Origin of the sequence: uncultured Polaribacter sp. (assembly GCF_947495205.1) — a bacterium.
GTDB lineage: Bacteria > Bacteroidota > Bacteroidia > Flavobacteriales > Flavobacteriaceae > Polaribacter.
The window spans coordinates 152,000-165,428 of record NZ_CANLXV010000006.1; the positions used below are offsets into that span (position 1 = coordinate 152,000).

Here is a 13,429-nt window from a genome sequence, read left to right on the forward strand (position 1 = left end):
ACATTATTCAAATGAGTTAAACTTCTTTCATAAAAGACGCTAATTTTGCTTCAACAATTGTCAAAATAAAACAAGGATTATGAAAAAAATATTTTTAATGTTAAGTATCATTTTTACAGCAACATTTGCTACAAATGCTCAAGAAATTTCTGATAACACTATTGGATTGCGTTTTGGTGGTGGAAATGGAGTTGGCGCAGAAATAACATATCAAAAAGCATTAAAGAGCAACAACCGTTTAGAAATTGATTTAGGTTTAGCCAATGAATTTACTAATTTTAAAGCTACTGCTTTATATCAATGGGTTTGGAATTTAGAAGATAACTTTAATTGGTATGCTGGTGCAGGTGCTGGAATTGTTTCTACTAGTGGAGCAGGAATTTACGCTTCTGGTGTTGTAGGGATTGAATATAATTTTAATGCACCTATCTTATTATCCATAGATTATAGACCAGAAATTGGTGTAGCTGGTAATTTAGATGGTTTAAATTCCGATATTGCTTTATCTGTAAAATATCAATTTTAAGAATTTATAAAATCAATGCTTAAAAAAGGTTTTTTAAGCATTGATATCCATATTATTTTTAGGGGAAAAACACCCTAAATACACCAACTCTAAGTACTGAATACCAAAGTTTTAATATTTTTTTCTAATTTTGATAAAAAATTGAAAATGAAAAAAATAACACTACTTATTGCTTTAATTTCTTTAAGCGGTATTAGTCAAGTTACTGATATAGCAAAAGGTGGAGAATATAAATTAAACCCTTCTAAAATTGCTTGTATTAATGACAATACGAAAGCTAAAATTGCTATTCAAATTCAAAAGAGTAGACTTAAATTACGCAAACAAGGAAAATTAAAATCTAAAAAAACAGCGGAAAAACCTTCTTTTATTTGGCCTGTTAGAAAAAATGCACAAACACCTTACAACAATTCTTGGGCAGTATCTAACTTTTTAGATTATGACACAAATTTTCCTAACAAATTAAAAGATTACAATTGTGGTACAAGAACTTATGACACCCAAGATGGTTACAATCATAATGGTCTTGATATTTATACTTGGCCATTCAGCTGGTATCAATTTCAAAATAATATGTCTGAAGTTATTGCAGCAGCAGCAGGAACAATTATTTTTAAAGAAGATGGCAAACCAGACATGAATTGTGGTTTTAGCAACCTTACTTGGAACGCGGTTTACATAGAACATAGTGATGGCAGTGTAGCTTGGTATGGCCATTTAAAAACAGGTACATTAACCAATAAAAACGTTGGAGATAGTGTAGCTGAAGGAGAATATTTAGGCGTAATTGGTAGCTCTGGTAGTTCTACAGGTCCTCATTTACATTTTGAAGTATATGATAATAACAACAATTTAGTAGATCCTTTTACGGGTCCTTGTAACACAGCTGCTTCTTGGTGGAAAAACCAACCAGATTACTATTCGCCAAATATAAATACGGTATTAACACATAATTCTGCTCCAGAATTTAATACTTGTCCGCAAACAGAAACAACAAATATAAAAAATGAGTTTTTGCCTAATACTAAGGTTATTCTTGCCTCTTATTTTAAAGATCAAAAAGCTGGTACAAGCTCAAATTACAACCTCACAGGTCCTGGAGGTTTTAGTAGAAGTTGGAGTAAAAGTTTTACTAGTAATTTTGACAGTTCGTATTGGTTTTGGACTATGAAAAATCTAAATACTATAGGAGAATACACTTTTACGGTTACTTATGAAGGACAAACTGTTGCGCATAAATTTAATGTAGTTAATGTATTAAACGTAACTGCAGAAAATATAAAAGCGTTTAAAATACTTACCAATCCTGTAAAAAATGTTTTAAAAATAAATACCCCTAACAATACAAATATAAAAGACTATAATACAATTATATATAATAATTTAGGACAAGAAATGTATAAAAACAATGCCCTAACAACTAATTTAGATGTGCAATTCTTAAACAAAGGCTTGTATATTGTTAAAATATACAGCAAACTTAATTATTCATCTAAATCTATTAAAATTATTAAAGAATAGTGCTTGCACTAAATATCTAATTACAAACTAAACCTGTTTCCCAAAATGTAAACAATATTTTAGGAAGCAGATTTAATTTTTTAACACTACCCTACTTGGTGTATCTGTGCCGTTTACAATACTTTTAGTTCCTTGAGCCACAGCTTGTATGGTTTGTGTAATTACAGTCATATTTAAAGTTTCTGCCTCGTCAGATAATTGATGATAATCTGGATCTACATCTATTGGAGTGGTAGAAAATGTATGAGATGGCACACCTAACTTTGCTAAAGACGCATTATCTGACCTAAAAAACAAATTGTACTTTTTATAAGGATCTGGAAACAATTGATAACCTGTTCCTTCTAAATTTTTCTGAATAATTTTACCAAAATCACTTCTTTCAAAACCAGTTAACCAAGCCGTATTTGGACCAAAACTTGGTGTTTTCCCAATCATTTCTAAATTAATTCCTGCAACAAATTTGCTAGCGTCAATTCCTTTACCAAAATGTGTAGAACCAATTAAACCCATTTCTTCGGCTGTAAAAGCTGCAAAAACAATTGTTCTTTCAGTACCAATTTCTTTAAAATATTTGGCTAAAGTTAAAACTCCTGCAACTCCAGAAGCATCATCATTTGCCCCATTATAAATTAAATCTCCTGTTCCACTATTTTTCTTTCCTAAATGATCATAATGTGCAGAAATAATTACAATTTCATCTTTTTTACTTTTTCCTTCTAAAACGCCAATAATATTAAATGCCTTAATATTTTCTTTAGTTCTTCTGGCTTTAAAATCAAAATTTTGTCTGTAAGTATCTAAGCCGTTAAAAGTAGACAAACCAATTTTTTTAAATTCATTTTCTATATAAACCGCGGCTTTTTCAATACCTGGTGTACCTGTTTTTCTTCCTTCCATTTCATCAGAAGCCAAAGTGTACAAATGTTTTTTAACCAAATTAGAATCTATTACAATTTTAGTTTTAGCAGACAAACCTGCTTTCCCTGGTTTACCATCTGCACCACCTTTGCCTATTTGTACAGAAATACAACTAAAAGTAGTTACAATTATTAATAAAAGAACCTGTATTTTTTTCATTTACTTTATAAATTAAGCCCTAAATATACTGTTTTTTAAATTTATGTACATCCTTATCAAACTAAGAAAAAATCAAAATATATACCAATAAAAAATATGTATTTTTGTTAAAAAATAGATCAAATGATACTTTCTGAAATTCCTAATATAAAACATACAAATTCTAATAATTTCTTTTTGCTTTGTGGTCCTTGTGCCATAGAAAGCGAAGAAATGGCGTTAAGAATTGCCGAAAAAGTAATAGAAATTACTAACAAACTAGAAATTCCGTACATTTTTAAAGGCAGTTTTAAAAAAGCAAATCGCAGTAGAATAGATAGTTTTACAGGAATTGGAGACGAAAAAGCCCTGAAAATTCTTAAAAAAGTTTCAGAAACATTTAACGTACCAACAGTTACAGATATTCATGAAGTTTCAGATGCAGCAAAAGCTGCAGAATATGTAGATGTTTTACAAATTCCTGCTTTTTTAGTGCGCCAAACAGATTTAGTAGTTGCAGCTGCAAAAACAGGCAAAGTAGTCAACTTAAAAAAAGGACAATTTATGAGTCCAGCAGCCATGAAACATGCCGTACAAAAAGTAAAAGATGCTGGCTCTAACAAAGCGTGGATTACAGATAGAGGCACCATGTTTGGCTACCAAGACATGATTGTAGATTTTAGAGGAATACCAGAAATGCGTGCATTTGCACCAACTGTTTTAGACGTTACACACTCTTTACAACAGCCCAATCAAACTGCTGGTGTAACAGGTGGCAGGCCAGAAATGATTGAAACTATTGCCAGAGCTGGCGTTGTAAATAATGTAGATGGTCTGTTTATAGAAACTCATTTTGACCCTGCAAACGCAAAATCAGACGGCGCAAATATGTTACATTTAGATAATTTAGAAGCTCTTTTAACAAATTTAGTAGCCATTAGAAAAACTATAAATAAGTTATAAAAACCAAATTTCTAATATTGTTTGGGCGTTTTAACAGGCTTTCACTACTCGCTTTTTTTCTGAAAAAGAAAAAAGAGCTCAAACAAGCCGTTCAATCCCTAACGCAAATTCGTTATATTCATAAAAATTCTAACAAAAAAGGCACAATAATTGTTTAATATAAAGCATAAATTTTACAAAATATGAAACCCTTTTTGTTGCTTTTTTTATTAGTTTCTATTGCAGTAAATTCTCAAGAATTTGCCAAAGTAGATCAGTTGGTATTAAACTATCCCAAATTTTCTAATGTAGCAAACTTGGCTTCAAAAATAAAAAAAGACTTTTCTACAGATAAAGATAAAGCAAGAGCAGCCTTTATTTGGTTGGCAAATAATATAAATTACGATTTAGAAGAATATTACAATCCAAAACAAAGAACCTACAGCTTTAAATATAGAAACGAAGCCGAGAAATTAGAGAAAATTCAGCTTGCAAAAGACCAAATTATAAACACCGCCTTTAAAACCAAAAAAGGAGTTTGCGAAGAATATGCGCAAGCTTTTAAAAAAATTTGTGATTTACTACAAATAGAAGCTGCTGTAATTAGTGGTAATGTTAGAAACAGCGCCAGTGAAATTGGTATCATTAAAAACACCACCAACCACGCTTGGAACGCTGTAAAAATAGATCATCAATGGATTTTTTTAGACGCCACTTGGGCAGCAGGTTTTTTAAGAAATAACAAATGGATTAAAAGCTACAATAATTACTTTTACAACATACCCAAAGAAAACATATTTAAAACTCATTTGCCTAAAAAAAGCATTTGGATTTTACGTTTTGGAAGAATTACACCAAAAGAATTTTACAATCAGCCTATTTACAAAGAAGTTTTTTTAGATAGCAAAGCAACACTTTTAAACCCTAAACAAGGCATAATATCGCCAGATAAAGAAAATAAAATTGTACTTAAATTTAAAAATTTAAATGCAACAACACGTATTATTTACAACTTTAAAGGCAATAGAATTGCTAAAAAACCATTAAAAACAACAACAGGTAAAACCACAATAATTACCATACCTAATGCAAAAAGAAATACAGAATTAAACATTTTTATGAACGGCACAATTGCAATGCAATACAAAGTGCATTAAATACTATTTTTTTTTGTAAAAACCATTACCTTTTAGTTGATGAGCTTTCTCTAAAACGTAAAGCAATACGTCTTCATTTATGGCGTCTAAAGAAAAATAACGCAAAGATTTTACTACTTTTCTATTCTCAGCAATTAAATATTCGTTATATTTTGGTAGCGGTTGTGCTAACCAAAAACCAACATCTACATAACCTTTTTTTAGCGAAGTATTTAAATAGCAAAGCGGCTTGTTATCTAAATAATAAAAAGGTAATTTCCACTTGTATTGCAAATCTGTATCCGTAAAATTACTTTCTATTATAATTTGTAGATGCAATAAAATACTTTTAAAAGGCTCTGGCTGATTTAAAATATGTGCTTCTGCTGGTTTCATTAACAAAAAATTAGATGCGTTTTGTATATTTACCCAAGTTATACAATTTATGATAAACAAGAACAGTACTGCGAGTAAAGATAAAAATCATTTTAAACTAACTGGTTTTACAAGTATTTTAATTGGAGGTTATTTTATTATTTCTGGTTATATTCTTGAAACTATTTTAAAAGGTTTTTTAATAGATGACAACCCAATGGGAATGTTGTCTGCAGAAATTATAGAAATTGTAGCTATTATCATTATTTTTTTGGTTTTTCTTTTTTCTTCTTTAGCGTTATTTTTTAGTGGTAAAAGAAATGCGAAAAAACAAAACAATCAACTTTGGAATTCTCTGACAAAAAAAGCAACAAAAACATACCTTATCTTAGTTTTTCTAATTTTTGCTATTTTAATATTTTTAATGAGTTTTGGCAAAATAGACAGTATTACTCCTATTTTTTTAACGCTATATGCTATTTTATTGTTTGTTTTAAAGCATAAAAAACGCAAAAACATAGTAGTGTTATCTGGTTTAAGTATTTTATTGGCCATAATGTGTTTCTTAATTCCAACTTATTGGGCTTCTTCTTTGTCTATTTTAGGAATTGCACATGTAGCTTATGGTATTGCTGTTAGAGAGTAAAAAAACCTAATTCCAAAAATAATTATCTAAGTTTTGTTGTGTAATAACAAAATTATTATTTACTTTGTATTTCAAAGTTCTTTTATTTTTATGAGAAAAATTTTTATATTATTATTAATACCACTTTTACTATCTTCTTGTATAGAAGATAGCCTTTTTACTGATTCACATAACGGGTCTATAATCTTTAAAATTGATTGGGGAAATCGTAGAGAAAATTCTGAACTTTATAAAAAAATTGTAATTGAAAATGACACTTTAGAACTTTTAGATACAAATATTATTATTTCTGATATAAAGCTCATTGGAGAAAACAATACTTATAATCTTTCGGATTATTTAATGCTAAAAGATGTAAAATCTGTTTCATTCAGAAGTGTAAAGTTTGATAGTTACAAAATTTCCTTTACAATTGGTTTAGACACAACAATACATAATAACTTAAATAGTTTTGAAAATTTATATATAAACGATAATTATTATATTCTAAAATCAATCATATCAGATAGATATAATGAAAAAACATACTTTTATAATTTAACAGATATTAGTAAAGAAATTTCATATTTTGATGCTTCTCTAGATGGTTTTAAACCAGGAGCTGGTATATTTGTTAATCAAGCTGAAATTTACATTAATCTTGAGAACATTCTATTAACACCAAATATCATTAATAAAGACGAACTTACAGAAAGTGTTATAGACAATGAAAAATTACAGATAAAAATGTTTGAGAATCTTAAAAATAGTTCCATTAAAGCTAATTTTATTTACGATTAAATGAATATTAATAACTAATTTTCAAAGTTCTTTAAAGATGAGTAAAGAAGAGTATTTAAAAGACATATCAGAAATTAAAAACTTAATGAATAAATCATCTAAATTTATTTCATTAAGTGGTTTTTCTGGTATTTTAGCAGGAATTTATGCGTTGGCAGGAGCTACCTACTTTTACGCAACAAGTAGCACAATATTATTATCCGATTTAAATGAAATTGAAATACAAAAAGCCACAGTTATTTTAGTAATTATAGGAATTTTATCAACCTTAACAACTATCGCCTTTACCTCAAAAAGAGCTAAAAAAATTAAAGAAAACTCTTGGGATCATAAAACCAAAAATTTAATACATTCTTTTACAACACCTTTAGTTATAGGTGTTTTATTTGTTCTTATTCTATTTTTTAAAAATGAGTATGATTATTTAATTTCGTTGCTACTAATTTTTTATGGAACTGCCTTAATAAATTCCTCATTAAGAACTACAAATCATGTAAAACCACTTGGTTACATTCAAGTAGCTTTTGGTTTAATTTGTGCTATTTTTTCTAATTATAGTTTCATCTTTTTTACTTTTGGATTCGGCTTAGTTCACCTAATTTATGGATGTGTTATTTATGCTAAGTTTGATAAGAAAAAAGCATTTTGAAAAATATTCTTATCAATATAAACAAAGCTTTTGATCATAGAATTAGACTAGGTATTATGTCTATTTTAGTTGTAAATGATTATGCAGATTTTAAAAAGCTAAAAGAATTATTAGGTGTTACGGATGGTAATCTTGCCAGTCATTTAAAAGCATTAGAAAAAGTAGCATATATAAGATTTGAAAAACATTTTATAAATAGAAAACCCAATACAAAATATTTTACCACAACATTAGGTAGGCAAGAATTTAAAAAACACATAGATGCTTTGGAAAAATTAATCAAAAACTAATTTTAGGAACTTCTTTTAGTATTGGCGATTTAGTGGCCTACACTTTAGGAATTGTAACAATTATTATTCTTGAAAAAGTAGTGAGAAAACTAAAAGCTTAAAATAAAATACTACGTAAAATCTCTTTGAATTTTACGAACTACGTCTTCTAAACCGTTTAATTGCAATTCATAAACAAGTTCCATTTGTTTACCTAATTTACCATTGGGAAAACCTTTATTTTTATACCAAACAATGTAATGCTCTGGTAAATCTATTAAAAACCTGCCTTTAAATTTACCAAAAGGCATTTTTGCTTGTGCTAAATCTATTAAAAATTGTTGATTTTGTTCCAAAAAAAAAATATTTTTATGCGTCTTGTAAAGGTCTTAATTTAGGTTTGGTAATTGTTCTTTTTAGCTAAAGATTTTTAATTTTATTTTTTCTTTAATAAGTGCAGTTGTAATACTTATAACTTTTTGTACTTTTGCAGACCGCGTTAGGGATTGAGCGGTTTGTTTGAGTTCTTTTGTGTAATGTAATGGAACAAAAAACGAGTAGCGAAAGCCCGACCACACTTTTTCTGTGTGGTAACGCCCTAAAAAATGGTATTACTTTATGCTGTTTTTTTGTGTTCTTTGACAAAATATAATAAAAATTGCATTAAGAATTACAATTTCAAAACAAATTGGTATTCATGCAATAAGGCAAATTAAAATTTGCTTTTTTATTAAGGGGACGACTGGTTTTGACAGCAAGGTCAGTGAATTTGTAAGCATACCGAGTTATGAAATAACACTCGTTAAACCTAATTTCAACTTTTTAAACGGCGAAGATAACTACGCTTTAGCTGCATAATTCGAATCATAGTAGAATTTGCCTAGGCACACAAGGTGTGCAAGCTTTATGTCCACGAAAAGCCTTGGTTTATGGCGTTTCATTTTTGGGCATCGTAAAAATAAACATAGAAAATCTATTGCTTTGTTAGGTTTTTGAAATTAAAGAAGTTAAGCTTAAAGTGGATTGTTCTTAATCAGCTTTTTGTCGAAAATTAAGTAAGAACTAAGTATGTAGAAAGCTTTTTGGCTGCTTGTTTGGACCCGAGTTCGATTCTCGGCGTCTCCACAAATAACCCTGTAAATTATTAATTTACAGGGTTTTATTTTTTATATAAATTTTATTAAAAAAATTACAAAGCCCTTGGATCACTCAAAATTCCCAGTTTTTTAGACTTTATAACATTCATACTACAAAACCCAAAACGATTGGTAATTTTTCCATAACAAGCATAAATTCCCATTCCGTTTATGGGATATTGGTGTACAACGTCTGTAAAATGAACCGCATCAAAATAATCGCCTTCAGAATCTATAAATGTGCTCAATCGCATGAGTTTACCTTGTGATGTTTTGTTATAACGAGTGGTTACCAATTGCCCGTATAATAGTACATTTTTATCTGTAAATTGGTGCATTTCTTTTGCTTTTACATGCTTACAAAACGTTTCTGAAACCAAAGAAAAGTAATTATGAATAGTAAAACCTAACAGTTCCATTTCATCATAAATAGTTTCTAACCAATGTGTTTTTAGGTTGGGTAATGTAAATTTTTGGCGTTGAATTGGAAATAGCTTTCCTTGGTCTTGTATTTTTTTATTTTTGGTTGCATTTAATCTAAAAGTAGATTGCCATAATAAATTCTTCTTGGGTTGTTGGGTAAATCTAAATGCATTAATCCTGATTAAAATGGTTAACTGTTCTATGGAGATTAAAATTCGATTTAAAAAATCTTCAAGAGAACTAAACACGCCATTTAATTGTCTTTCCGTTAAAATTCTTTGTATGGTTAAATTTTCTAAGCTTTTTAAATAACCAAAACCCAAATAAATTGTTTTTCCTTTTACAATATTGGCATGATCACTGGTATTTATACAAGGTAATTCTACAATTGCACCACACATTTTTGCTTCATGTATGTAATGTTCTGCAGAATAAAATCCACCTCCATTATTTAAAACTGCCACCATAAATTCTATTGGGTAATAGCATTTTAAAAACAAACTTTGGTAACTTTCTACGGCGTAAGATGCAGAATGTCCTTTGGCAAAAGCATAGCCTGCAAAACTTTTAATCTGATTCCAAACTTCAAAAATTAGCTTATCTTCATATCCTTTTTTACGGCAATTGGCAATAAATTTATGTTCTACGGCTTTAAATTCTGCCAAAGAACGGTATTTCCCACTCATTCCTCTTCGTAAAACATCTGCTTCTCCTAAAGACAAATCTGCAAACTGATTGGCTACTTTTAAAACATCTTCTTGGTACACCATAACTCCGTAAGTTTCTGGCATAATTTTTAACAAAATAGGATGCGCTTCTTTGCGTTTTTCTGGAAATCGATGTCTTTTGATAAACTCCTCTTTCATACCAGAACCAGAAACTCCTGGGCGAATTATAGAACTTGCAGCTACCAAACCTAAGTAATCTTGGGTTTGCAACTTTTGCATTAAACCTCGCATTGCTGGAGATTCTACATAATACGCGCCAATTGCGCCACCTGTTTTTAAAAGGTTGTTAATGTTTTTATCGTTTTTAAAACGCTCTACATTGGTAATATCAATTGCTGGTGCATTAGGGTTGTTTTGTTTAATGATTTCTAAAGCATCTTTAATTTTTGCCAAACCTCGTTGTCCTAAAATATCAAACTTAAAAATACCCACATCATCTGCAATATTCATATCAAACTGAACGGTTGAAAAGCCTTTTGGTGGTAAACTTGTTGCAGAAAAGTAATGAATAGGTTTGTCTAAAATTAAAATTCCGGCAGAATGTACACTCACATAATTTGGAAAACCTTCTATAAGTTTGCCATATTTTAAAACCAATTGCGCCATAGAATCAAACTGATTTTTTGAAGCTGTAATCTGTTGTTGATTTTCTGTTGATGAAAGGCTAAAAACACTGGTAGATTTTGATGCAGAAGATTGGGTTTTCTTTTCTTTAATGCCTTTACTTAGTTTGTCTATTTCTTCTTTTGGCAAACCAAAAACTTTACCCAATTCTCTAACAACAGCTTTGTATTTAAACGTAACATATGTTGCCAATAAGGCAACATTTTTAAACCGATTAAAAATATATTGGGTAACAGTATCTCTATCTTTCCAAGAAAAATCAATATCAAAATCTGGTGGCGAGGCTCTGTAAGGATTTATAAAACGTTCAAAATACAAATCTAACTCTATAGGATCTACATCTGTAATGCCAATAATATAGGCAACAATACTGTTTGCGCCACTTCCTCTTCCTACATGAAAAAAATTGTTTTTTTTTGCATAAGAAACAATGTCATAATTAATCAAAAAAAAGGAAACAAATTTTAATTTGATAATTACGTTGAGTTCTTTTTGGAGTCTGTCTTTTATTTTTTGCGTAATTACGTTGTAGCGTTTGTGAATTTTAGCATCACAAAGTGCTATTAACTTTTCGCAATCTTCTTGAAAACTATTGTAATACAATTGCTTATTTTGATTTTCTCTTTTTTCATCAAAATTAAAATGTATTTCGCATTGGGCTTGTATATGTATTGTATTGTTAATGCTATAAGGCATTTCTTTATAAAATTCCTTTAATTCTTTTGCTGTGTACATTACATCTGTTTGCAAACATTGTTCTGTAGCACATAATTTACTTAGCAATACATTTTTATCTATAGCACGCAATAATCTGTGTGCGTTAAAATCTTTTTTATTTCTGATGGTAACTTGCTGCTGTATTACAATTTTATCTTTTAAACGATTAAGATGAGAAAACTTAAGTTTATGTACTTCTGCAACAGAAACGCCAATAAATTGGTTTTTAGAAAACGATGTAATCTCTAATTCTAATACTTTTTCAAAAGGATAAATAACAAAAACGTCTTCTAAAAGAGGAACTTTGTCTGGGAAATTAATTTTTGATTCTAAATGATATGATAAAAAAGTATTGATATGCTGAAAACCATTATTATTTTTCGCAATTATAACATACTCTTGTTTGTTTCCATTTCTAAAATCTACACCTAAAATTGGTTTAACATTGTATTTTTTTGCCTGTTTTACAAAACGCATGCATGCAGACGTATTATTAATATCTGTTAACGCAAGTGTTTTAATGCCATTTTTTACGGCAAGCTCCAATAACTCCGTTTCTGAAAACGTACCAAAACGTAAAGAATAATAAGTGTGGCAATTTAAATACATTTAAAAATTTGGTTTGCAATAATTTTATTAGGAAGCATTGTAAAAAACAATTACTGTTTTCTGTGTGCCAAAACCAAAGGTGGTTCTCCGCTAAACGGGTTGCTAAACCTACCAATAGTTTTTGCGCCCATGGCAGCTGCACGCATTACACTTAACTCGCCATATTTATTTCTAATACTATCCATGGCATTATACAAATGCAACATTTGCTCAGTATCATCAAAAAGATTAATTTGGTAATTGCCACTTACAATATCAGAAACTTTAACACCTACTAATCGTATTAACAAACGTCTGTTATACAGTTTTTTAAAGAGTTCTAAAACCTTTGGTATAATAATATGATCTGCACTTGTATATGGTATTTTAATTTGTTTGCTGTACGTATTAAAATCAGCATATCTAATTTTTACACTAATTGTTCCTGTTAGTTTATCACCTTTTCTAAGTTGATACGCTAAATTTTCTGCCATTGCAAAAATGGTTTCCTTTAGTTTATTTACGTCTATGGTATCTCTATTATAAGTGCGTTCTGTAGATAAAGATTTACGCTCGTGAAAAGCAATAATTGGCGAATTATCAATACCATTGGCCCGTTTCCAAATGGTTCTTCCATTGGCACCCAAAACGCTCATCATCATTTCTAAAGGCATTTCTTGTACTACTTTTACTTTATCTACACCTAAATTTCTAAGTATTTTGTATGTTTTTTCTCCTACGGATGGAATTTTACGAATAGATAAAGGCGCTAAAAAAGATTTCTCAAAACCCCGATCTATTTTTAATTGATTGTTAGGTTTGGCTTCTCCTGTAGCTACTTTAGAAACAATTTTATTTTGAGACAATCCAAAAGAAATGGGCAAACCACTTTCTTTAATAATGCGCTGTCTTAATTCTGATGCATATTTGTAACTTCCAAAAAAAGCATCCATACCAGAAAGATCTGCATAAAATTCATCTATACTTGCTTTTTCAAAAACCGGCACTTTTTCTTTAATAATTTCTGTTACAATATTAGAGAATTTAGAGTACGTACCTGTATTGCCTCTAATAATAGTAGCTTCTGGACACAATCTTTTGGCAATTTTCATAGACATGCCAGAGTGTATACCAAAACGCCTGGTTTCATAACTACAAGCAGCAACCACACCTCTATCTCCTGTGCCACCAACTAACAAAGGTTTTTTTTGTAACCTACTGTCTATTAAACGTTCGCAGGAAACAAAAAAAGTATCTAAATCTAGATGTAATATATTTTTTTTCACGTTGTAAAATTAGCTACAATTTCA

At 29.6% G+C, this 13,429-nt stretch carries 13 protein-coding genes and 1 other RNA gene; 9 read left to right on the forward strand and 5 right to left on the reverse strand.

From position 1 onward, the window contains the following. The first annotated feature begins 79 nt into the window (after positions 1–79). Both Q0762_RS07865 and Q0762_RS07870 read left to right on the forward strand, forming a co-directional pair. Positions 80–526: a hypothetical protein gene (locus tag Q0762_RS07865; protein ID WP_298765661.1), complete on the forward strand. Its 447-nt coding sequence runs from the start codon at positions 80–82 to the stop codon at positions 524–526. A gap of 147 nt (positions 527–673) precedes the next feature. Beyond that, complete coding sequence (locus Q0762_RS07870) at positions 674–2,047, forward strand: peptidoglycan DD-metalloendopeptidase family protein (RefSeq protein ID WP_298765663.1); 1,374 nt, start codon at positions 674–676, stop codon at positions 2,045–2,047. 72 nt (positions 2,048–2,119) lie between these two features. Here Q0762_RS07870 and Q0762_RS07875 read toward each other — a convergent pair whose 3' ends face one another. Beyond that, positions 2,120–3,127 (reverse strand): M28 family peptidase, encoded by a 1,008-nt coding sequence (locus Q0762_RS07875; RefSeq protein ID WP_298765666.1) that lies wholly within the window; start codon positions 3,125–3,127, stop codon positions 2,120–2,122. Between the two features lie 123 nt (positions 3,128–3,250). Here Q0762_RS07875 and kdsA point away from each other — a divergent pair, with 123 nt between their 5' ends. Together kdsA and Q0762_RS07885 are read left to right on the forward strand one after the other, a co-directional pair. After that, complete coding sequence (gene kdsA / locus Q0762_RS07880) at positions 3,251–4,069, forward strand: 3-deoxy-8-phosphooctulonate synthase (RefSeq protein WP_298765668.1); 819 nt, start codon at positions 3,251–3,253, stop codon at positions 4,067–4,069. Between the two features lie 182 nt (positions 4,070–4,251). After that, positions 4,252–5,205: a transglutaminase domain-containing protein gene (locus Q0762_RS07885; RefSeq protein WP_298765671.1), complete on the forward strand. Its 954-nt coding sequence runs from the start codon at positions 4,252–4,254 to the stop codon at positions 5,203–5,205. Between the two features lie 3 nt (positions 5,206–5,208). On the opposite strand, the gene Q0762_RS07890 is transcribed toward Q0762_RS07885, so the two are convergent. After that, positions 5,209–5,580, reverse strand: coding sequence for a DUF1801 domain-containing protein (locus Q0762_RS07890; protein WP_298765672.1), 372 nt, complete (start codon positions 5,578–5,580; stop codon positions 5,209–5,211). Positions 5,581–5,629: 49 nt separating this feature from the next. Here Q0762_RS07890 and Q0762_RS07895 point away from each other — a divergent pair, with 49 nt between their 5' ends. From Q0762_RS07895 to Q0762_RS07910, 4 genes are all read left to right on the forward strand, one after another. Further along, a complete protein-coding gene (locus Q0762_RS07895) occupies positions 5,630–6,205 on the forward strand; it encodes a hypothetical protein (protein WP_298765674.1) in 576 nt (191 codons plus the stop codon). 90 nt (positions 6,206–6,295) lie between these two features. After that, the gene (locus tag Q0762_RS07900) at positions 6,296–6,985 is read left to right on the forward strand and encodes a hypothetical protein (RefSeq protein WP_298765676.1); all 690 of its coding nucleotides are present in this window, start codon (positions 6,296–6,298) and stop codon (positions 6,983–6,985) included. A 37-nt stretch (positions 6,986–7,022) separates the two neighbouring features. Beyond that, positions 7,023–7,634 carry a hypothetical protein gene (locus Q0762_RS07905; RefSeq protein ID WP_298765679.1) on the forward strand — a complete coding sequence of 204 codons (612 nt, stop codon included), beginning with the start codon at positions 7,023–7,025 and terminating at the stop codon, positions 7,632–7,634. Further along, the gene (locus Q0762_RS07910) at positions 7,631–7,924 is read left to right on the forward strand and encodes a transcriptional regulator (protein ID WP_298765682.1); all 294 of its coding nucleotides are present in this window, start codon (positions 7,631–7,633) and stop codon (positions 7,922–7,924) included. Before Q0762_RS07905 ends, Q0762_RS07910 begins: the two co-directional genes overlap by 4 nt. Before the next feature lie 110 nt (positions 7,925–8,034). On the opposite strand, the gene Q0762_RS07915 is transcribed toward Q0762_RS07910, so the two are convergent. Then, on the reverse strand, positions 8,035–8,259 hold the full coding sequence (locus Q0762_RS07915) for a DUF3820 family protein (RefSeq protein WP_298765684.1): 225 nt from the start codon (positions 8,257–8,259) through the stop codon (positions 8,035–8,037). Positions 8,260–8,637: 378 nt separating this feature from the next. Here Q0762_RS07915 and ssrA point away from each other — a divergent pair. Then, positions 8,638–9,031: a transfer-messenger RNA gene (gene ssrA, locus Q0762_RS07920) on the forward strand. Between the two features lie 61 nt (positions 9,032–9,092). On the opposite strand, the gene dnaE is transcribed toward ssrA, so the two are convergent. Together dnaE and dinB are read right to left on the reverse strand one after the other, a co-directional pair. Then, positions 9,093–12,140, reverse strand: coding sequence for a DNA polymerase III subunit alpha (dnaE, locus tag Q0762_RS07925; RefSeq protein WP_298765686.1), 3,048 nt, complete (start codon positions 12,138–12,140; stop codon positions 9,093–9,095). Positions 12,141–12,190: 50 nt separating this feature from the next. Next, positions 12,191–13,405 carry a DNA polymerase IV gene (gene dinB, locus Q0762_RS07930; RefSeq protein ID WP_298765688.1) on the reverse strand — a complete coding sequence of 405 codons (1,215 nt, stop codon included), beginning with the start codon at positions 13,403–13,405 and terminating at the stop codon, positions 12,191–12,193. Between the last annotated feature and the right edge of the window lie 24 nt (positions 13,406–13,429).